We start from the raw sequence: 20,215 nt of genomic DNA, 5'->3' as shown, positions 1-20,215 counted from the left end.
ATGTTTGAAGTAGCTACGGATATGGTTTCTTGAAAAAAGAAACTATGACAAACCGTCAGATAATTCATTTTAATCTTTTCAAATCTCCCGAGAGTGGGTATTTTATTACTACTTTTTTCGAAGAAATATTCTCTATCAATGGTTTAAGAATCAAATCTGCATTCTTTTTAGTTTGTTCCAAAATGTCTGAATCCAAGGCCGACTTTAGAATTTGTTCTTCGGCTTTTCGGTAGGCTTCGTCTAACAAAACTGCCTCGTTCATAAAAGCATAATCTGTTTTGTAGATTTTAGATTTTGAATGGTCTATTTTATGGTAACAAATTTCTGGATTTGGCAGATTTATAACTAAGGTATCTCCAGAACTGGCCAAATCTTTTTCAGTAATTTTACTTAAATCTATACAACCCACAGCCACTCCCTGAACTATCAAAATGGCTTTGGGGTCAGGTAGGAAATCTCGGATGATTTCTTGTTCAACCACATCTCGGAAGGAATATTTGACCAATTCCATTTTGCCCAAACTTACTATTTCCCTTATGACAATATTGTGAGTGGTTTTTACTTCGTCGGCCTTAAAAAAACTCAAAGTTTTTACTTTCTCCCAAACAAAAATGCTCAGCAGAATAAGAACAACATAAAACAATATTTTCACCCAGTTCCTTATCATTTCAAGGCTATTCTAAATCGTCTCGCAGAGGCTATGCTCATACCAATTACTAACAAAGCCGTACCCAACCAAAGTAAGTTGATATGTGGTTTTTCGAGTGCTTTCAATACAATGTATTCTTTTTCGCCTCTACTTATGGCGAATGTAAACTTGCCGGTTTCGGGGTTTATTGCCAATAGCTGTGCTCTGATGCCCAATTCGCTACTGATTACTGGCTTGCTCCACACTTCTCTGTTTTTAATGGCAAAAATCGGTTTCATGATTCTTTCACCGTCTCTTTCAAGTATTCTCAAAGTGGCTTGAGCGGCCACATCACCCGCTTGAAGTGGTAATCCGTCTAATTCATTCACTGGAGAAACATTATCTAGAATCGCTACGAAATCATTCAAGAAGAATGTGTCTTTTATAGCTACCGAATAGTTTTCAGGCACACTCCATTCTTTGTCTTCGTTGGTGGTCACGTAATTTACGTGAGAATAAATGTCTTTATTCCAGTATTTTTTGATATGTGGCGAAGCCACATTTCCCATTTTTTGGTTTATCTGATATCTTGGATAAAAGTTGAAATCTTTCTCGCCTTTTTTCTGATAATTAACCTGATAATAAGTGTTTTCTGCCTCGTATTCTAGGGTATCACCTCTTTTTACATATAATTTGTCACCATCCATGATGTCTGCTTTCGCTATGCCCTTGAAATCACTTTCAGGTATTGGCTGGATGAATTTCTTTTCTATGTAGCCAGGAACGTTACGAACATCCACAAATTCGCCACGATAATCAAGCGTAAAATCGTTAATCTGAGTGGGGCGGTTGTAGTACAACAACACGTTTTCTTTGTTGTCTTTTTCGGTTTTGAATATTTTTTCATTTGCTAAATTCACCGAAATGACCTTTTCGTAGGCAGATGAATACATGATTCCGATCAACATCAATGCTACCCCGATGTGAGTAATGGCTCCTCCAGCAACTTTAAAATTGCCTTTGATAATATCCAAAAGAATTGTTGCGTTGGCGGTTATGGAGAAAATACCGGCCGTTAATAGTATGATATATTGCCAATGGTTTACACCTGTAACTGTGATAGCGATAGCCGAAATCAACAGCGTGATTATCAAAGGATTCAGCAGTTTTTTTACAGAAGATTTGTCCACCCTTTTCCACCAAAAAAACTGTGCAATGCCAGTAAGAATAATCACTCCAATGAACAACCACATTTGGAATGTATTGTAGTGTTTCAATGGGTCCGTTGGCATAGCCATGTTTAGTTTGTAATTAAACAATTCGGCAATGCTGTTATAAACTGGTATTGAAGTTGTTAACGTAATTTGGAAGGCTGCCAAAGTAAGTGTCGTAACCCCAAGAAATATCCAAAATTCGGTGGAGTAGGTAGAGATTTCTTTGTTGTCTTTTGGTAAATATTTCCACCTTAAGGCCATCAATAAAACTGCTCCTGCAACAAAGAATAACAGATAAATGAGTAGCTGACCAGAGAGACCGAGGTCTGTAAATGAGTGGACAGATGAAGTTCCTAAGATTCCACTTCTGGTGAGGAAGGTGCTGTAAAGTATTAAAATAAACTGTGCAATGCTTAAAATGAAAGTAATTTTAAGAGCTGAAGAACTCTTACGAGCAATTAGCATGGTGTGAATACTGGCCACCAAAACCAACCAAGGTACATAAACCGCATTTTCTACTGGGTCCCAGCTCCAATAACTTCCGAAATTCAAAGTTTCATAAGCCCAAATGGCTCCCATCATTATACCTGTTCCCAAAATAACACCTGAGACTAGAGACCATGGCAGGGCAATTTTTGTCCAATCGCTGTAGTCTTTTTTCCAAAGAGCAGCCAATGCAAATGCGAACGGTATTAATGTAGTGGCAAATCCCAAAAACAGGGTAGGAGGGTGAATAACCATCCAATAGTTCTGTAGTAATGGATTTAGACCGTTTCCGTCCTTTGGTATGAAGTCTGGGTTTGTGGTCCAAACTGGTAAATTGGGCATAGATTCTCTCAAAAGCAAAAACGGCGAACTACCCAATTTGAAATCACCAAAAAGTACCGCCCCAACTATCATACTGGTCAAGAAAGCCTGAACTGCCGAGAAAATTGCCATCATTGGACTTTCGAAATGCAGAAAGTTTTTCTTTTTGTCTCTAAACCAAAATATCAAAACAACGCCAAGAATAACATTCCAGAACATCCAAAGAAGAAAACTGCCTTCTTGATCCTGCCAAAAACATGAAATAGCATAGCCCAATGGTAAACTTAGCGAGGCATTATCCCAAGCGTAATGGTACTCAAAATATTTGTTGAAGATGATACTGAAAAGGACTAGTACAACGCCAATTACAAAAAAAGTATGTAAAAAGAATGATTTACGGGCAATTGAACGCCAGAAATCAGAGTCTTTGCTGTTGTTTTTGGCACTGATAAAGTAAGTATAGGTGGCAACTAACGCAGAAATAAAAGCTAGTATAACCAATATATGGCCGATTTGGCCTAAGTATGCTCTGAGCATTTCCGAAATTTTTGTTTTGTAAAATGATTACAAAATTACCCTAAAAAAGGTTTTAAAAAGAGGTTTTATTAACAATTATTACCAGATTTGTCAGATAAAATATGTGTTATGATTTTTCTAAAAAAGAATATTGCTTTTGGGTTGGTTTTTATGGCTGGTTTGAGCCAAGTTTCTGGCCAACAGATGAATTTCTTAAAAATGCAGGAAATTGGTTTTGAGGATGTTTTGAAAAGAGCGAAGTCAGAAAATAAAATGGTTTTTATGGACGTGTATGCTGTTTGGTGCGGACCTTGCAAAATCATGGACAAGACAACTTTTTCGGATAGTCTAGTAGCTAAAAAGTTCAACGCCGAATTTATAGCTTACAGAGTAAACGCTGAGGATGTACCTGGAAGAGCTCTTGTACAAAAATATATGGTTAATGCTTTTCCAACCTACTTGTTTTTTAGTCCAGATGGTGAATTGGTAAACCGCCTAGAAGGAGTTTTTCCTCCCAAATTATTGATGGACGAAGCCGACTACACCAAAGGATTACTCAAAAAGTAGTTCGATTTTCCTAAATCGCAACAATCGCCGCTCACACGTAAAGCGATTTTCCAAATCGCTGTCAAAAAACACCAATTATCTATAGAGATTAAAATACTCGATTTGAAAAATCGAGCTACTTAAAATAAATCTTCCGCTCTTTCCAGAAGTAAAATGGAGGCCTGCGGAACTATCACATATTTTTCGCTTTCGTACTGAATCTCAATGGCGTGGCGTTGTAAATAAATAGCCAAATCCCCTTCCTCTGCTTGCAGAGGCATATATTTTACTTTCTCTTCTGTTGCTTTCCACGGTTCTTCTTCGGCTGTATTGGGCAATGGATAGCCAGGGCCAACCTTCACCACATAGCCTGATTGCACATCCTCTTTTTCTGTAACAGTTGGCGGAAGGTAAAGTCCCGAGTTGGTTTTATCTTTTGGATTTTTGGGCTTTATCAAAACCTTATCGCCCACCACCATTAACTTCTTCAATTTGTTGTCTTTTGATACGCCTATCATACGTTTATTTTCCTTTTTCTTCCTTCTATTTTCCAAGTGTTAGTCCACTGAGAGTTTTCAATTACTTGAGCCTCATCATAGAGATTCACAGTTGGACACACATGATAAGGAACACCTAAAAGTATGTCTCCAACTTTATAGTTATCCCAATTTGGGGTTTCTATCACTCCGTGTTCCTCGCTTTGTGAAACCAATTTGAGGTCGTCATGGTTCAAAAATCTGATACGTTTGTCAATCGGATTTTCAGAAGAAATGGCTTTGTGGCCCATGTCTGTTGTTATAATCCCTCGTTTTGGTTTTGAAATGATTCTACTCATCACCAATGCCGCAAACTCAAAGTTTTGTTCTGCAAATTTATCGCCGTAACCCCAATCCCACAAAACACAAGTGCCGGGACTTAGCGTGCGAGAAATTTCAGAAGCATGTGATGTGAAGGCTGGAGTTCCACCAGCTATAACCTCTAAATCACCAATTTCAGGTTTCAGTTCAGCCAATATTTCATAAACTTTTTTCATTCCAGCCTCTATTTTGGCTTTTCTCTCACCAAAAGCATCGTCACGAATGTGTCCATCATAAACTTGTAATCCTGAAAGTTTTATGGAAGGTTTGGAGGCTGCATATTTTAAATCATTGGCCAATTGTTCATCAATTTCATGGCCCGACCTATCCATGCCGTTATTTATATCGTAATAGATTTCTGCTATTATATTTTTGGAAGAAAACTTTTCAGAGATTTCGTCAACCACGGCATTGCAATCGGCCAAAGAGGCAAACTTTGAGTTTGGATATTTTACAATTAAGCTTAATAATCTGTCTATTTTTGGGCCTAGAAGTTGGTGGGATATGAGTACTTTTTCGGCTCCGGCCATGGCAACAAGTTCAGCTTCAGCTATGGTTGCCGCCTTAAATTTTCTTATGCCTTTGCTTATCATTATTCGTACCACATTTTCCATTTTGTTGGTCTTGATGTGCGGCATTAATCGGCTGGAATCTCCACCAGCAATGGCTATCATTTTATCAATATTGCCCTCAATTTTTTCTTTCAAAATAAGTAGAGAAGGGGAGTCGATTTGGGCTAAGTTTGAGGTCATAATTAAATTTTAGATTCCTGAAATTTCAACAATATCTGAGTTATTTAATAGCTCCATTGCCTGATGAAAATGAGATACAAACATTTCTTTGAGACGTTTTTTTGATGTATTCCCGCAAGTGAGCCAAATGATTTTTGGAGGACTGCCGAATCTGCTGTTTAACTCTAAGAAATCATCGTCTTTGGTTATAAAAATAGCATTATTGGTTCTCGCAAACTGAAACAAATCTAAGTCAGCGGCATGTCTTAAGTTTAGGTAAGTGGCTGAAAAGCAGTCGATATTGTAGGTTTCTATGATCCGCGGAGCCAAACTTGGTGGTAGATGGGAATCAAGAATGATCATTATGCTGCTTTGATAACCGGATGATTGAGCTTAGAAACTGCGTAATTTAGGCACACTACCACATCTTCATATTCCAAGTCAGGAAGTTCCTCAGTTATAATATCATTAATGGAAATACCAGCAGCCAATAGCTCCAAAACATCTACTACTCTAATACGCATACCTCTAATGCAGGGTTTTCCACCACATTGATTTGGGTTAAATGTTATCCTTTCCATAAATATTTTTTGATAAACAAAATTAAAACTATTTAGCAAATAAATAATCCTTTAGCAACTTTTAGTTCAATTTTGGTCTCACCCCTCATAAATTTCCAAAGGCAAACCATCGGGATCCTCAAAAAAAGTAAATTTCTTTCCTGTAAATTCGTCTATTCTGATGGGTTCTGAAACGATACCTTTACTTTCTAATTCAGACTTGACTTTTTCTACATTCTCAACCATAAAGGCTAAATGGCGTAAACCACGAGCTTCGGGGCGGCTTGGCCGTATAGGTGGATTTGGAAATGAAAATAATTCGATAATATACTCGCCATTAAGTGCCAAGTCGAGTTTATAGGAGTCTCTTTCTTTTCGGTACACTTCTGCTAATATCTCTAAGCCCAATTTGTTGACATAGAAATCTTTAGATTTCTCATAGTTGGAACAAATAATGGCGATGTGGTGTATTTTTTTAATTTCCATTGATTTCTTTAGTATTGATTTCTATTAAGTTGTGATGGACTAAAAGCTCAAAAATTTGATTGAAATTATTGATAAGCAGATGGAAGAGTTCTTTGTTCCGAATGTTACCTGTTGTTATGAGAATGAGCTTCTTAGGGATGTTTTTTAAAAGATGAGAGTCTAGAAAGTCTTTATCTTTGGTAATTACAACCCTATTTTGTTCAACAGATATTTTGTTTATTTCCCAATCGGGTGTTTTTTCTTTTAAAGGAATGTCGTTGGTATGTATTGCGTCAAATCCAATTGAATTTAGATATTGCTTTATTCCGTAAGGCAATTGAGCGTCTACTAAAAACTTCATGCCACATTGCTTAGTATTTTTACATCGGTCATCTTCGAAGCGAACGAAAGACAGGCTTTGATATCATCAATTTCAATTGCTGGATAATCATCAATAATTTCTTGAAAAGTCATTCCTGATGACAATAAATCTAAAATCATCTCGACAGGATATCTCATGCCTCTAATAGTTGGCTTTCCATGACAAATGTCTGGCATGATTGTGATTCGGTCTAATAGATTACTCATCAGTTTCGGAATTATATGAAACAAAAATAAAAAAAAGAATTCAATTATTTACTTATCTCAAATTTTCAATAATATCGCTAGCAATCATTGATCTTTCTGAACGATTTTTTGCCGCTTGGTCTCCGGCTAATCCATGTTCGTAAACTCCCTGAATGGCAGCTTGTTCTGGTGGGTAACCTTGTGCAAGAAAACTTAGGATAATACCCGTAAGCACATCTCCGCTACCTGCAGTGGCCATGCCTGAATTACCAGTAGAATTAAAGTGAATTTCTCCATTAGGTAGAGCCACAGCCGTATTTTTGCCTTTCAGGCAGATGATTATTTTCTTTGAAACTGCAAATTCAGAAAGTATTTCTAGTTTTTCAAAATCATTTTCCCAACCTCTTCCAATCAAGGACTTGAATTCCTTTGGATGTGGCGTCAGGATGGTGTTTTTGGGCAAAAGCTTTAATAATTCTGGCCTTTGACCCAAAAATGTTATGCCATCTGCGTCAATGATAAGTTTTTTGTTTGGCGTCTTTTTTAGAAATTCTTCAAACTTATCAATGTTTTCAAGACCAATTCCTGGTCCCATTGCCACGGCGTCGTATTTCGTGAAATTCCAAATGCCATCGAAGTGATAATCATTATGGCTTATATCCACAATTACTTCTGGAACAGAAATTTGTAATATATCTACACATTTTTTGGGAACGTGAGTGGTGATTTTACCTACGCCCGATCGCAGGCAAGCCTTGGTGGCGAGTACTGCGGCTCCCATCATTCCATAGCTTCCAGCAACCAAAAAAGCATGCCCAAAAGTGCCTTTGTGCGAAAAACTAGACCTTGCTAACGGCCTTATTTCTGCAGAGCTGGTGTAATAGTATTTTGTCTTAGCTTCTCGGATAGAATCTTGCGACAAGCCAATATCCACAGCTTCCCAGCTTCCAACGGATTTTTCATTCTCTGGTTGAAAAAAAGCCAATTTTGGATATTGAAAGGTAATGGTGTAAGTTGGCTGAATTACAGCACTTTGTGGTGAATGGGTGTCCGAAAACAAACCAGAAGCAATATCGATGGATACGATTGGTAAACCAGTTTGATTGATTTTTAATATTACAATGGCCAAGAATCCGTCAATCGGGCGATTGAGCCCTGAACCAAAAATAGCGTCTATGATTACACTCTTTTCTTTTTTTGGCAAATGAAATTCATCATTTTCTGAGAGCTTGATTACTTCACTTTGGTTTTGGAGTCTTTTTAGGTTTTCTAGAAAATCTATTGAGCCGTTGGTGGAATTACCCAAAACATAGGTTTGGACATCGTAACCTAATTGATGAAGTTTTCTGGCAACTGCCAAACCATCCCCTCCGTTATTGCCAATTCCACAAAAAATAACCGTTTTGAAGGTATTGTCATATTTCAAAACAAATGAGTTTACAAAAGCCTGAGCCGCTCTTTCCATCAAATCAATAGATGGAATGGGCTCATTTTTTATGGTATATTCATCCAGATCTCTTGTTTGATACGTAGATAAAATTTTCATCAATTGCTTTTTTTTCAAAAATAGCTTTAATGTAGCTATATTCGGCAAATTTTTTAATCGAAAATGACGGTCAGTATTTTAATTCCTACTTATAACGAATCCAAATCCATTCAAAAGACGGTTGAGGGAATTATCGAGGGCAAAGGAGACCAGGTTATAGAAATTTTGATTTTAGATTCTGTAAATTCTACAGATAACTTGAAAGAAACTTTAGCTGCTTATGAGGTGAGATATATTAAAACACCTTGTAATTCAAGATCCAGTCAAATGAATTACGGAGCTAATTTGGCCAAAGGAGATATACTGTTTTTCGTCCATGCAGACACAATTTTACCAAAAAACTACGTCTCTGAAATAACAAAAGTATTACAATTTGCTCAGTTAGGCTGTTTCAGAGCAATCATTGAATCAAAAAATGTATTATTGAAAATAAACAGCTTTTTTACAAGATTAAATTTTCTTTGGTGCAGGGGAGGAGACCAAACGCTTTTTCTGAAAAAAGCAGATTTTCTGGAATTGGGCGGATTTGATGAACAATACGTTATCATGGAGGACTACGATTTTCTTAGAAGAGCACAAGCGAAATTTAAGTTTGGAATATCAAAAAAATCGGTAATTGTTTCTGCCCGGAAGTATGAAAAGAATGGTTTTTGGAGGATACAATTAGCGAATTTCGCCGCCATGCGGGCTTTTTTGAAAGATAATGCCACGCCACAACAAATTAAAGAAAACTACACCAAGGCCTTGAATTTGGACTATTAGCGATGTGCCAATGACTCAAAAAGTTTAATTTCCCTCCCTTTACTGGCTTTTTCAGACCTACACTCAGATTTATCTATTATTTTTAGGCAAAATTTCAAAACACTACAAATGTCTAAAAGTGAAAATTTGATTTCTGGTATTCAACAGGTGGGAATAGGTGTGCCTGACGCCGGTGAATCGTTCAAATGGTATAATAAAAATCTGGGGCTTGATGTGCCAGTTTTTGATGATATAGCAGATGCAAAATTGATGGTGAGATACACCAATGGCAACATCAGAAGGCGTAGGGCTATTCTGGCTGTTAACATGGCTGGTGGCGGTGGAGCCGAGATTTGGGAATCTAAAAATCCTTTACCGATACCATGTGCGTTTGAGCCTAAACTGGGGGATTTGGGGATTTTTACCTTAAAAATAAAAAGTCAAGATGTGTTGACGCTTTCAAAGACCAAATCTTTACCAACTCTTAGAACCCCCGAGAATAGACCAACCGCTTGGTTAAAAGATAATTATGGAAATCAACTGCAATTGGTAGATGATGATTCTTGGTTTTTGAACTCCCTTTCAAACACCGGTGGAGTACTAGGAGTGATTCTAGGTGTGAGTGACATCGAAAAATCCTTGAAATTGTACAAGGATATTTTAGGAATCGATACTTTGGTATATGACAAAACTGGTGTTTTTGAAGATTTTGCTGGGCTTGGTGCTGCTGACAAACAGTTTAGAAGAGTTTTATTAAGAAAAAGTCAATCCGAAGAAGGTGCATTTTCTAGACTTTTCGGAAACATTGAATTGGAACTCGTACAAGTATTGGACACCACCGATCGAAAAACCATCATGGAAGGCCGCAGTTGGGGTGATTTGGGCTTTATACACCTTTGTTTTGATGCCTTGAATATGGACAAACTAGGTGAAAAACTACTTGATAACGGTTATCCTTTCGTGGTTGATAGTGCAAATTCGTTTGACATGGGCGATGCCGCAGGAAGATTTACCTACATTGAAGACCCCGATGGTACCTTGATAGAATTCGTAGAAACCCACAAAGTGCCGATTCTGAAAAAAATTGGTTGGTATATCAACCTCAAAAAACGTAAAACTCAAAATCCGCTTCCCAATTGGATGGTAAAAACCTTGGGTTGGGGTAGAGTGAAAATGTAAATAAATGCCACAAATCCGTACCGTAAATATCACCAGATACATCACTCCACTTAGAGAGGGTGGTTCTTTGCCAGCCATTGTGGAGGCCGACGACGGATTTATGTATGCCCTCAAATTCAGAGGGGCTGGTCAAGGTACAAAAGCTCTTATTGCAGACCTTATTGGAGCAGAAATTGCTCGTAAACTTGGCCTATTGGTGCCAGAATTGGTTTTCGCCGAACTAGCAGAAGGCTTTGGACGAACCGAACCAGACGAGGAAATTCAAGATTTACTAAAATTTAGCACGGGGCTCAATCTAGGTTTACATTATTTGTCGGGTTCAATCACTTTTGATGCCGTTGTCAATACTGTAAATGCCGAGTTGGCCACTAAAATAGTTTGGCTTGATGCGTTTTTGATGAACATCGACCGTACGGCTCGCAATACCAACATGTTATTTTGGAATAAACAGCTTTGGGTCATCGATCACGGTGCTTCATTATATTTTCACCACAATCCTGAGACTTGGGAAGAGCAAGCCATTAAGCCATTTTTGCAGATTAAGGACCACGTGCTTTTGCCATTTGCTTCTGAAGTGAACCAAACCAAAGCATTTTTTAGGTCAGTTTTAACTCCTGATTTTTTGCAGGAAGTAGTAAATCTAGTTCCCGAAACTTGGATTCCCGAAACTGAAGCGGCAAATAAAAACTTGTATTTAAGTTTTCTTCTCAAAAGACTGGAAAATTCCGAAATTTTTGAAACACAAATAGAAAATGCAAGAAAAGCACTTATATGAATATGCGGTCATCAGGCTCGTACCGAGAGTCGAAAGAGGCGAATATATCAATATTGGTGTGGTATTGTATTGCAAAAGTCTGAAAAGCCTTGATTTTGTTTTTCAAGTAAATAAAGAGAGAATTTTGGCCTTATTTCCAAAACAGGATTTGACAGAAGTGGAGATTCATCTTCAGTCATTTGAAAAAATATGTCAGGGCACTCCTGACTCAGGGCTTATCGGTAAGCAAGACTTGGCCTCACGTTTCAGATGGCTAACCGCACGCCGAAGTACCATTATACAAGCTTCCGAAATACACCCAGGGTATTGCCAGCAACCGATGGATGCGTTAAATAGGATTTTTGAAGAAATGGTTCTATTGTAAGCTGAATTACATTTCTTATTTAAAATCATGACTTTATTTGTAGTTTTAATCCTTTGTGGATAAATATTCGTATATCACTCAATTAACAATTACTCCAATGAGCAGTTATTACAATTCAGAGGACCTTCCAAAGTTTGGAAAAATCGGAGAGTTTGGTGCTAAAGACCTAGCCAAAGATTTTTTTAAATATTATGGCGAAACCTTCAAAGATGGTGCACTTACCGAACGAGAAAAATCCCTTATTGCCTTGGCGGTAGCTCATTCCATGCAATGTCCTTATTGTATAGATGCCTACACTACCGATACTATTCAAAAAGGGTGTACCGAAGATGAAATGATGGAGGCAGTTCATGTGGCAGCGGCCTTAGCAGCAGGAGTAAAACTCGTACATAGTGTACAAATGATAAACAAAGCAAAAGAAGTTACTATGTAGGTAGCTTTACCTAATTGATTGAATACAATGAACCCAGTTAAATCACTAAAAGCTCAAAAAAGCGAATTAGGAGAATCAGCTTTTCAGCTAAAGGTACTTAATGATGAAGAGAGAATTGGAAAGAAATTACCGCTCTTTAGAGACAAGCTACTTGACCAAAGCTTATTTCCATTAAAACCCACACAGTTGGAAATTTTCCAGATAAATGTAGGGAAAATGTGCAATCAAGTCTGCAAACATTGCCATGTAGACGCTGGCCCCGATAGAAAGGAAATAATGACGAAAGAAACCATGCAACACTGTGTGGATATTATCGGGAAATACAAATTTACTACCTTAGACCTGACCGGTGGGGCTCCAGAAATGAATCACAACTTTAGGTGGTTCATTGAGGAAATCAGAAAAGTAGATGACAATATAAATATTATTGTTCGCTGTAATCTTACAATAATTTTGGCCAATCCAAAATACCATGATTTACCCTCATTTTTCAAGAAAAACCGTATAGAAGTCGTGTCTTCTTTACCTGCCACAAGTGCTTCTCGTACTGATTCACAACGAGGAGATGGTGTGTTTGAAGATTCTATAAAAGCACTCTTGATGCTCAACGAGGTTGGTTATGGGATAGAAGGTTCAGGCTTGAAACTCAACTTGGTTTATAATCCTGCAGGTGCTTTCCTACCCGCTGGACAAGCAGGTTTGGAAAAAGAATTTAAAAGGGTGCTGAGCTCAAAATTCGGAATTGTTTTTAACTCTTTGTATGCAATAACTAACATTCCAATTAGTAGGTATCTTGATTATCTGTTGGTTAGTGGAAATTACGGAGCCTACATGGAAAAATTGGTTGAGGCTTACAATCCTGTGGCAGCTACCAATGTGATGTGCAGAAATACCCTCTCTATTGGTTGGGATGGATATTTATATGATTGTGATTTTAATCAAATGTTAGATCTGAAAGTTGCCGCAAAATCCCAACATATCAGCGAATTCGATTATGAAGAATTGAGTAACCGTTCGATCATTATCAACCAACACTGCTATGGTTGTACTGCTGGTGCAGGAAGTTCTTGTGGTGGAGAAGTTGCCTAATTTCGTTCAGACATTTAATCATTTCTAAGAAAAATTTTTTCAAAGGTGTTTCTGAAAACGCCTAAATATCAATTTTATGAGTAGAAATAATACTTTTAAGATCAGTTTATTCCTGATTTTTTTCAGCCAGTTGATTTATTTTGGGGTTTATGCCCAAAATGTAAGAAAGTTATCCGGAAAAGTTATTGATGCAGAAACCAATGAATCCATTGCTGGTGTCAGCATTAGTGCGGTTGATGGGAAGAAAATAATTGGTACGGTAACAGATGTAAATGGTAGTTTTGAATTACTTATCAATGATAAAATTGCCAAAGTTAAAGTTACCTCGGTAGGATTCGAACCGCAAGAAATTGTAATTTTGGGCATTAACGAAGTAAACATTTCTCTTAAACCTGGTCAATTATTAAACGAAGTCGTAGTTACGGCCTTAGGCTTGGAGCGTCAATCAAAAAACTTGGGATACGCCGTGCAGCAGATTGATGCTAAGGAAGTTAGCCGCGTAAAATCGACTAATTTCTTGGATAATTTGGCGGGCCGAGTGGCGGGCGTAACCATCACTGGCGGCTCAACGGGCGTAGGTTCAACCACACGTATAAGTATTAGAGGAGAATCGTCTTTTACGAATGCCAATCCCCTATTTGTGGTTGATGGAATTCCGATTAATAACAATACAGTAGTAAATAACGTAAACGACGATGCTAACGGCTTCATGGAAGTTGACTTCGGGAACGGAGGAATGGAGGTAAATCCCGACGATATTGAATCGGTTACGGTACTAAAAGGCCCATCAGCGGCAGCTCTCTACGGAACTCGTGCCTCGAATGGTGTTTTGATTATCAAGACAAAATCAGGAGCAAAATCGAAAGGTTTGGGAGTATCATTTAATACGTCAAATTATCTCGAAACTCCTTTTCAATTACCTGTTTTTCAGAATTCTTATGGTTTAGGAAATAGCGGGCAATATGCTTACAAAGACGGCCTCGGTGGAGGTATCAACGATAATATCACTTATAGTTTTGGACCAAAATTAAACACTGGGCTTTCAATTCCGCAATATGATAGCCCCGTAACTTTACCAAACGGACAAACTGTAAGAGCAGGCGATGTGGCCATTCACGGTGGTTTGCCTATCACGCCAACGCCTTTTGTGGCTTACCCGAATAACCTCAAAGATTTCTACGGAACTGGCCGCACTTCAATCAATAGTTTAGCCATTTCGGCAGGCAACGAAAAAGGTAATTTCCGCCTTTCAATGACCGATTTGAATAGCCAATCATATATTCCAGGAGTAGATTTGAAGCGTCGAACGGTTTCTACGGCTCTCAATTTTATGCCAATTTCTAAGCTAAAAATTACCTCAAATATTAGTTATATTAATTCGGGAAGTAGTAATCGTCCTGCTACTAAATATGGTTCTGAAAATATTAACTATGCTTTGGTTGGCTGGTTTGGACGCTCAAATAATATTGAACCGCTGAAAGACTACTGGCAGCCAGGTTTAGAAAATGTGCAACAATTTTCTTATAACTACACATTTTTTGATAATCCTTATTTTACACTTTACGAAAACCGCAACGCCTTCAATCGTGACCGTGTTTTTGGCAATCTCTCGGCTCGTTATGAATTTACGCCCGAATTATCGCTTTCGGTTCGTACGGGTATGGACTACCAAAACGAAGACCGTACTTTCCGTCGTGCATACAGCTCAAACCGTTTCAAAACTGGTGCTTATGCCGAACAAAATGTCTTTTATCGTGAAATCAATTCCGACTTTTTGTTGAATTATAGCAAAAACTTAGGCAATTTCAGCGTTGATGTATCGGCAGGTGGTAATAGAATGGACCAAAGAGTAGCCAACGAACAAGTTCAAACACTTTCGTTGGCACAACCTGGAGTTTATGCTTTGTCGAATGCAGCTTCGCCTTTGGAGTATTTCCAAGCGGCTGGTACCAAACGCATCAATAGTTTATATGGAATCGCTAAATTCGGCTTTAAAGATTTCTTGTTCGTAGATATTACTGGCCGTAACGACTGGTCGAGTGCTTTGGCAACTGCTACTTCTTCGGCCAATACTTCATTCTTTTATCCGTCAGTTTCGACAGGTTTAGTGGTTTCAAATTTGGTTAAATTACCAACGGCTATTTCATTCTTGAAACTCCGTGCGAGTTATGCACAAGTTGGAAATGATACTAATCCTTTCCAAACCATCGGAACATTCGTGGCACGTACGCCAGTAGGTGGTTTACCGACTTTCACCGACCAAAACCAAATCTCAAATGCTAATCTAAAACCCGAAAGCATTAGTTCGACCGAATTTGGGGCTGATGTGCGATTCTTGAATGATAAAATCAAACTCGATGTAACGTACTTTAACGCATTAAATAAAAATCAGATTATTTCATTGCCGATTGCCGTTTCTTCGGGTTATGGTCAGCAAAGTATCAATGGCGGAGCCGTTAGAAGCAAAGGTGTTGAAGTTGTACTTGATTTAACTCCAATCCGCACTAATGATTTTTCTTGGAGAAGTACTTTCAATTTCTCGACGTATCAGAATATCGTAGAAAAATTGCCGATTCCTGGGCAAACTATCACTTTGGCCTACAACAGAATTTATGATAACGTCAATCAAACGGTTTGGTACCAAGTAAAAGAAGGTGGCCGCATGGGCGATATGTACGGAACGGGCTATTTGAAAAACGATAAAGGCGAATTTATCATTGGTAAAGACGGCCGATACATTGTTGATAATAACCTCAGAAAGTTGGGCAATTATACGCCTGATTTTATGGTAGGATTTAATAATACTCTAAGCTACAAAAATTTCCAAATGAGTTTCTTGTTCGATTGGCGTCAAGGCGGAAAAGTGGTCTCTCGTACCTTGGCTTTGGCTGCCGTGGGTGGTCAGCTCATCGAAACAGAGAACCGCCCCGAGGCAGGTATCATTGCCAAAGGTGTAGTAAATATGGGAACGGCCGAAACGCCTAATTATCAGCCAAATACAACGGCCGTGAGTGCCGAAACTTATTACAGAATGTATTACGACCGCAACCACGAAGAAAATAACACTTACGATGCTTCATATCTGAAACTCCGTGAGGTGCTGATTGGCTACGAATTACCAAAAGGTTGGTTCAAAAATCGTATAGAGAGCATCAATGTTTCGTTGATTGGCCGTAATCTCTACGCTTTCAGCAAAATACCGCACTTCGACCCTGAGCAGTTTGGTTTTCAAGGACAAAAATTGATGTCGGGCGTAGAAGACATGAGCTACCCAACTACCCGTAGTTTTGGTGTGAAATTGAGCATTACATTCTAAGGTTTTCAAATCATTAAAGACATGAAGAAATTTAATAAATATATCATTGCTATCTTGTTTGTGAGCAGTTTGAGCTGTACGCAAGATTTCGAGAAACTCAACATTAATCCAACTGCCCCAGTTGATGTGCAGCCCGAGCTTTTGCTTCGTAAAGTGCTGTTCGACTTTGCCGACCAAATGTCGTATGAAGGCTTTGTGGCGGGTAATTTATTGGGGCAACAGTTCACTGCTATCGACTTTAATTTATTCGACCGCCACAGCTTGACCGAACCACAATACGGTGGAAATCCGTGGCCGTTTTTGTACGAAAACCTGCGTGATAATGAAATTTTGTTGGCAAAATCAAGAGCAAATGCCGCTTTTGGAGTGTATGAAGGCCCAGCGTTGATTTATAAAGCGTATTTGACAGGAGTGTTGACCGACCTTTATGGCGATGTGCCTTACTCAGAAGCCTTGATAGGAAAAAGTGGAAACGTAACGCCAAAATACGATGCTCAAAAAGACATTTATTTAGGAAAAGATGGAATCATTGATAACCTAAATTCAGCAATTACGGCTATTACGAATTATAAAGGAGCGACACGACTGCAAGGAGATATCATCTTCAACGGTGACTTGACTAAATGGAGAAGATTTGCTAATTCATTGAAATTCAAATATTTGATGCGTGCATCAGGCAAAGAAAATGTGGCAGAGCAGTTGAAACAAATTTTTGCTGGCGGAGACTATATCATAGATGCTACTCAAAATGCGGTTTATGCCTTTACGGCTTCGCAACCCAATAATTTTAGAATGGCAACGGCTCGTATCGGTGACTTCAATTTGTTCATCATGTCAGAAACGATGGATGAAATTCTGACCAAACTCGACGACCCACGCAAACAAGTATTATTCCGCCCAACGGCCAATAACGCCAATGTTTATAAAGGCTTATTAAGTGGCCCAGATGCTTCAAAACTTTCTATTTCGGTCGGAAACTATTCTTTTTCGGGGAGAATTTTCAGAGAAGATGCAGGTCGTTTGAAAGCCAATTTCTTGACAAGTTTTGAAATGAATTTCTTACTGGCCGAAGCAGCCGAAAAAGGCTTCATCAGTGCCGATGCTAAGACCTTCTACGAAACGGGTGTAAAACAAGCCTTCGATTATTGGTATTCGGTTTTGCCAGAAAATTACTTAAAAACTGGTCCAGCGGCTTATAAAGTAGCTAATGCCAACCCAATTGAGCAGATAATTACGCAAAAATGGATTGCTAATGTTATCAACGGATACGAGGGCTGGAACGAATACCGCCGCACTGGTTTCCCGAAACTTAAAACCATTTCAGGAAGTTTGAATCAAAGCTTGATTCCTGTTCGTATGCCTTACCCAACCACCGAAGATGCCCTAAACAACGCAAACTTCAAAGCAGCAGCCGAGAAAACTAATAAAAACAGCATCAATTCACCAGTTTGGTGGGATAATTGAGAATAGTCCACAGTCAATGGTCGGCAAGTCCACAGCGAGTTAATTGTCTATTCACTTATGTGTTAAAAAATCCCGAAGGGATGATATTATTATAGTAAAGGAAGTAGTTGCAAATATTTGGAATCCCGAAGGGATGAAATAATTTTATGATGTCGCTTCGGCGGTCTATAATTTTTTCGCCCCTTCGAGGTTTAGTTTTTCAAAACACACCGTTAAATATAAACCTTATGAGTACACTTACGTGGCAATGGATAATCTTGATAGCGGTCAACGTCGTGCTGTTTTGGGTATCTCCGTGGTCGAATAAAGTCAATGATTTTTTTAGAGGAAGCCACAACGACACGCCACCGAGTGCCTTTTTGCTCACGAGTAGTTTGGTTATTTGTTGGTTATTTGCCAAATCCATTACCAACGCTGCCGATTTAGGCTATCAGTTTGGGATTGTAGGCGGAGTGGCCTACGCTGGTTATTACTTGTCGTTTTTGGTAGCGGGTGTTATCATTTATCGAATGCGAACCAAAGGGCAATACAAAAGCATTCATCACTTTTTACAGACCAAATACGGTAAAGGGGCCATCATTCTTTTCACGATTCTGATAGGTTTTCGATTGCTCAACGAAATCTGGTCGAATACCATGATTGTCGGGAGCTATTTTGGCGAAAAAGGTAGTATGCCCTATTTTGCTTCGTTGACAGTTTTTACTTTACTCACGCTGGCCTACACACTCAAAGGCGGAATGCGAACTTCCATTATCACCGATTTAATTCAGATGGCATTTTTTGTGCTATTGATGGTTATAATTTTAGGCATTATTATCCCAGAAACCGATGGTGGCATAAAAACATTTGTGCAAAGTGGCGACTGGTCGATGGCTCAAGGAGTTAACTTATTATTGGTGGCATTGATTCAAGTTTTAAGTTATCCTTTTCATGACCCAATTCTTACTGACCGAGGTTTTATTGCGAGTCCAAAAACTACGCTCAAATCTTATCTTTGGGCAACGGTCATCGGGGCGAGTTGTATCATATTGTTTAGTTTTGTAGGAATTTTTGCCAAAATGAGAGGTTTAGAAGCTCCTGCAACTATTGGTGTGGCAAAGTTTTTCGGCACGATTTTGCTTTTGGTTATGAATACTATCATGCTCACATCGGCGGCAGCCACTATTGATTCTACATTTACTTCAACCGCCAAATTGGTGCATATAGATTTACTTAACGAAAAAGGCATTAGCGTTTCAAAAGCTCGCCTCACTATGATTGCGATTGCGGTTTTTGGTACAATTCCGATTTTCTTTAATCCCGAAATATTATCGGCTACAACCATCAGCGGAACCATGGTGATGGGTTTAGCCCCTATATTTGTATTCTGGAATCTCGACGCACCCAAAATCTCATACTTTGCCTCAGTACTCTTGGGCGTGGTGTTCGGATTTTGGTTAGTTTTTTATCCAATACCAACGTTTATGCTCTTATCAGAAGGCAAATATGCTGATTTACTGAGCATCAATCTCTTTGGTACGATTGCGTGTTTTATTGTTTTTTTATTACCGATTTTATTCAAGAAAAAAATTGAGTCAACTAACTAAAAATATTGGTCGATTAAGCGGAAAAGTTTTGGTTTTTGGCGGAGTTTATTCCAATTACCAATCCTTGGAAGAATTATATCGAATTGCCCAAGTCGAAGGAATAAAACCCAGCAATATTATTTCTACTGGCGATATTGTGGGCTATTGTGCAGCCCCAAGCGAGTGTTTGGATTTTATAGAAGATTGGAAAATTCACGGGATTCAAGGGAATGTAGAGCAAAATCTTATCAACGGAACGGACGACTGCGGTTGCAATTTTGAGGAAGGCAGTCGCTGCGATATTTTCTCGAAACAATGGTTTCCGTATGCCATGGTGCGAATGACCCAACGAAATATGACTTTTTTAGGGCAATTACCTGAAAAAATTAGTTTTGAATATGCCGATAAAAAAATTGATGTTATTCACGGTTCTTACGATAATATCTCTGAATTTGTCTTTAAATCAACTGATTGGGCATTAAAAAAACATAATTTCGGCCAAACAGATGCCGACGTGATTTTAGCAGGACATTGCGGACTTCCTTTCGCCGATGTACAAGATGGAAAATATTGGCTCAATGCAGGCGTAATCGGAATGCCCGCTAACGATGGTACAGCAAGAGTTTGGTATTTGATTTTGGACGATGCCGATGGGCAGTTTTCGTATCAATTTCACAATTATGAATACGAATCTTTTGAAGCAAACCAGCTCATGCTCGAAAATGGTTTGCCATTTTCATATTCCGAAACGCTACTGACTGGCATTTGGGACAATAACGAAATTTTACCCGACGAAGAAACCGCTCTTGAAGGTATTCCGATTGAATTTTGAGTTTTTTGAGCCAGATTATT

21 protein-coding genes are annotated in these 20,215 nt (G+C 38.6%); 11 read left to right on the top strand and 10 right to left on the bottom strand.

The features are described from left to right. Positions 1-64: 64 nt before the first annotated feature. Positions 65-667 carry a DUF4230 domain-containing protein gene (locus tag EGI31_RS08995; RefSeq protein ID WP_255036897.1) on the bottom strand — a complete coding sequence of 201 codons (603 nt, stop codon included), beginning with the start codon at positions 665-667 and terminating at the stop codon, positions 65-67. Continuing rightward, the gene (gene ccsA / locus EGI31_RS08990; protein ID WP_255036896.1) at positions 664-3,186 is read right to left on the bottom strand and encodes a cytochrome c biogenesis protein CcsA; all 2,523 of its coding nucleotides are present in this window, start codon (positions 3,184-3,186) and stop codon (positions 664-666) included. The genes EGI31_RS08995 and ccsA overlap by 4 nt, the downstream gene beginning before the upstream one ends. Before the next feature lie 108 nt (positions 3,187-3,294). Here ccsA and EGI31_RS08985 point away from each other — a divergent pair, with 108 nt between their 5' ends. Further along, a complete protein-coding gene (locus tag EGI31_RS08985) occupies positions 3,295-3,732 on the top strand; it encodes a thioredoxin family protein (protein ID WP_255036894.1) in 438 nt (145 codons plus the stop codon). Between the two features lie 119 nt (positions 3,733-3,851). Here the strand turns inward: EGI31_RS08985 and EGI31_RS08980 are convergent, their stop codons facing one another. The 8 genes from EGI31_RS08980 to EGI31_RS08945 form a co-directional block, all read right to left on the bottom strand. After that, positions 3,852-4,229 (bottom strand): co-chaperone GroES, encoded by a 378-nt coding sequence (locus EGI31_RS08980; RefSeq protein ID WP_255036893.1) that lies wholly within the window; start codon positions 4,227-4,229, stop codon positions 3,852-3,854. Next, entirely contained in the window at positions 4,226-5,320 is a 1,095-nt protein-coding gene (locus EGI31_RS08975; RefSeq protein ID WP_255036892.1) for a D-TA family PLP-dependent enzyme, read from the bottom strand. The genes EGI31_RS08980 and EGI31_RS08975 overlap by 4 nt, the downstream gene beginning before the upstream one ends. Before the next feature lie 9 nt (positions 5,321-5,329). After that, positions 5,330-5,662, bottom strand: a complete 333-nt coding sequence (locus EGI31_RS08970) for a DUF5615 family PIN-like protein (RefSeq protein ID WP_255036891.1) — start codon at positions 5,660-5,662, stop codon at positions 5,330-5,332. Continuing rightward, positions 5,662-5,880: a DUF433 domain-containing protein gene (locus EGI31_RS08965; protein WP_255036890.1), complete on the bottom strand. Its 219-nt coding sequence runs from the start codon at positions 5,878-5,880 to the stop codon at positions 5,662-5,664. The genes EGI31_RS08970 and EGI31_RS08965 overlap by 1 nt, the downstream gene beginning before the upstream one ends. Before the next feature lie 78 nt (positions 5,881-5,958). Then, positions 5,959-6,345, bottom strand: a complete 387-nt coding sequence (gene gloA2, locus EGI31_RS08960) for an SMU1112c/YaeR family gloxylase I-like metalloprotein (protein ID WP_255036889.1) — start codon at positions 6,343-6,345, stop codon at positions 5,959-5,961. After that, entirely contained in the window at positions 6,335-6,685 is a 351-nt protein-coding gene (locus tag EGI31_RS08955) for a DUF5615 family PIN-like protein (protein ID WP_255036888.1), read from the bottom strand. The genes gloA2 and EGI31_RS08955 overlap by 11 nt, the downstream gene beginning before the upstream one ends. Next, complete coding sequence (locus tag EGI31_RS08950) at positions 6,682-6,912, bottom strand: DUF433 domain-containing protein (protein ID WP_255036887.1); 231 nt, start codon at positions 6,910-6,912, stop codon at positions 6,682-6,684. Before EGI31_RS08950 ends, EGI31_RS08955 begins: the two co-directional genes overlap by 4 nt. Positions 6,913-6,964: 52 nt before the next feature. Continuing rightward, entirely contained in the window at positions 6,965-8,437 is a 1,473-nt protein-coding gene (locus tag EGI31_RS08945) for an NAD(P)H-hydrate dehydratase (protein ID WP_255036886.1), read from the bottom strand. A gap of 63 nt (positions 8,438-8,500) precedes the next feature. Between EGI31_RS08945 and EGI31_RS08940 the strand changes: the two genes are divergently transcribed. From EGI31_RS08940 to EGI31_RS08895, 10 genes are all read left to right on the top strand, one after another. Beyond that, positions 8,501-9,199 (top strand): TIGR04283 family arsenosugar biosynthesis glycosyltransferase, encoded by a 699-nt coding sequence (locus EGI31_RS08940; protein WP_255036885.1) that lies wholly within the window; start codon positions 8,501-8,503, stop codon positions 9,197-9,199. 108 nt (positions 9,200-9,307) lie between these two features. After that, a complete protein-coding gene (locus EGI31_RS08935; protein WP_255036884.1) occupies positions 9,308-10,357 on the top strand; it encodes a VOC family protein in 1,050 nt (349 codons plus the stop codon). 4 nt (positions 10,358-10,361) lie between these two features. Beyond that, positions 10,362-11,132 carry a HipA family kinase gene (locus EGI31_RS08930; protein WP_255036883.1) on the top strand — a complete coding sequence of 257 codons (771 nt, stop codon included), beginning with the start codon at positions 10,362-10,364 and terminating at the stop codon, positions 11,130-11,132. Further along, a complete protein-coding gene (locus EGI31_RS08925) occupies positions 11,110-11,496 on the top strand; it encodes a DUF3037 domain-containing protein (protein WP_255036882.1) in 387 nt (128 codons plus the stop codon). Before EGI31_RS08930 ends, EGI31_RS08925 begins: the two co-directional genes overlap by 23 nt. A gap of 97 nt (positions 11,497-11,593) precedes the next feature. Next, the gene (locus EGI31_RS08920) at positions 11,594-11,929 is read left to right on the top strand and encodes an arsenosugar biosynthesis-associated peroxidase-like protein (RefSeq protein WP_255036881.1); all 336 of its coding nucleotides are present in this window, start codon (positions 11,594-11,596) and stop codon (positions 11,927-11,929) included. 27 nt (positions 11,930-11,956) lie between these two features. Next, on the top strand, positions 11,957-13,018 hold the full coding sequence (gene arsS, locus EGI31_RS08915; RefSeq protein ID WP_255036880.1) for an arsenosugar biosynthesis radical SAM (seleno)protein ArsS: 1,062 nt from the start codon (positions 11,957-11,959) through the stop codon (positions 13,016-13,018). Between the two features lie 76 nt (positions 13,019-13,094). Then, positions 13,095-16,334, top strand: coding sequence for a SusC/RagA family TonB-linked outer membrane protein (locus EGI31_RS08910; protein WP_255036878.1), 3,240 nt, complete (start codon positions 13,095-13,097; stop codon positions 16,332-16,334). 21 nt (positions 16,335-16,355) lie between these two features. Further along, positions 16,356-17,798, top strand: coding sequence for a SusD/RagB family nutrient-binding outer membrane lipoprotein (locus EGI31_RS08905; protein WP_255036877.1), 1,443 nt, complete (start codon positions 16,356-16,358; stop codon positions 17,796-17,798). Between the two features lie 227 nt (positions 17,799-18,025). Beyond that, positions 18,026-19,384, top strand: coding sequence for an SLC5/6 family protein (locus EGI31_RS08900; RefSeq protein WP_255036876.1), 1,359 nt, complete (start codon positions 18,026-18,028; stop codon positions 19,382-19,384). Beyond that, positions 19,368-20,195, top strand: a complete 828-nt coding sequence (locus EGI31_RS08895) for a metallophosphoesterase family protein (RefSeq protein ID WP_255036875.1) — start codon at positions 19,368-19,370, stop codon at positions 20,193-20,195. The genes EGI31_RS08900 and EGI31_RS08895 overlap by 17 nt, the downstream gene beginning before the upstream one ends. Positions 20,196-20,215: the final 20 nt, after the last annotated feature.

The sequence above is a fragment of the Lacihabitans soyangensis genome (assembly GCF_024343775.1).
Lineage (GTDB): Bacteria > Bacteroidota > Bacteroidia > Cytophagales > Spirosomataceae > Leadbetterella > Leadbetterella soyangensis.
The sequence above is the reverse complement of the archived record's forward strand: the minus strand, read 5'-3'. Positions and strand labels throughout refer to the sequence as shown.

Bases quoted from the DNA above. Each gene is read 5' to 3' on its own strand.
- EGI31_RS08940 (WP_255036885.1), top strand. From the start codon at position 8,501: ATGACGGTCAGTATTTTAATTCCTACTTATAACGAATCCAAATCCATT.
- EGI31_RS08985 (WP_255036894.1), top strand. From the start codon at position 3,295: ATGATTTTTCTAAAAAAGAATATTGCTTTTGGGTTGGTTTTTATGGCT.
- EGI31_RS08930 (WP_255036883.1), top strand. From the start codon at position 10,362: ATGCCACAAATCCGTACCGTAAATATCACCAGATACATCACTCCACTT.
- EGI31_RS08900 (WP_255036876.1), top strand. From the start codon at position 18,026: ATGAGTACACTTACGTGGCAATGGATAATCTTGATAGCGGTCAACGTC.
- EGI31_RS08910 (WP_255036878.1), top strand. From the start codon at position 13,095: ATGAGTAGAAATAATACTTTTAAGATCAGTTTATTCCTGATTTTTTTC.
- EGI31_RS08965 (WP_255036890.1), bottom strand. From the start codon at position 5,880: ATGGAAAGGATAACATTTAACCCAAATCAATGTGGTGGAAAACCCTGC.
- EGI31_RS08980 (WP_255036893.1), bottom strand. From the start codon at position 4,229: ATGATAGGCGTATCAAAAGACAACAAATTGAAGAAGTTAATGGTGGTG.
- EGI31_RS08975 (WP_255036892.1), bottom strand. From the start codon at position 5,320: ATGACCTCAAACTTAGCCCAAATCGACTCCCCTTCTCTACTTATTTTG.
- EGI31_RS08925 (WP_255036882.1), top strand. From the start codon at position 11,110: ATGCAAGAAAAGCACTTATATGAATATGCGGTCATCAGGCTCGTACCG.
- EGI31_RS08955 (WP_255036888.1), bottom strand. From the start codon at position 6,685: ATGAAGTTTTTAGTAGACGCTCAATTGCCTTACGGAATAAAGCAATAT.
- EGI31_RS08920 (WP_255036881.1), top strand. From the start codon at position 11,594: ATGAGCAGTTATTACAATTCAGAGGACCTTCCAAAGTTTGGAAAAATC.
- EGI31_RS08950 (WP_255036887.1), bottom strand. From the start codon at position 6,912: ATGAGTAATCTATTAGACCGAATCACAATCATGCCAGACATTTGTCAT.
- EGI31_RS08945 (WP_255036886.1), bottom strand. From the start codon at position 8,437: ATGAAAATTTTATCTACGTATCAAACAAGAGATCTGGATGAATATACC.
- EGI31_RS08995 (WP_255036897.1), bottom strand. From the start codon at position 667: ATGATAAGGAACTGGGTGAAAATATTGTTTTATGTTGTTCTTATTCTG.
- ccsA (WP_255036896.1), bottom strand. From the start codon at position 3,186: ATGCTCAGAGCATACTTAGGCCAAATCGGCCATATATTGGTTATACTA.
- EGI31_RS08905 (WP_255036877.1), top strand. From the start codon at position 16,356: ATGAAGAAATTTAATAAATATATCATTGCTATCTTGTTTGTGAGCAGT.
- EGI31_RS08970 (WP_255036891.1), bottom strand. From the start codon at position 5,662: ATGATCATTCTTGATTCCCATCTACCACCAAGTTTGGCTCCGCGGATC.
- arsS (WP_255036880.1), top strand. From the start codon at position 11,957: ATGAACCCAGTTAAATCACTAAAAGCTCAAAAAAGCGAATTAGGAGAA.
- EGI31_RS08935 (WP_255036884.1), top strand. From the start codon at position 9,308: ATGTCTAAAAGTGAAAATTTGATTTCTGGTATTCAACAGGTGGGAATA.
- gloA2 (WP_255036889.1), bottom strand. From the start codon at position 6,345: ATGGAAATTAAAAAAATACACCACATCGCCATTATTTGTTCCAACTAT.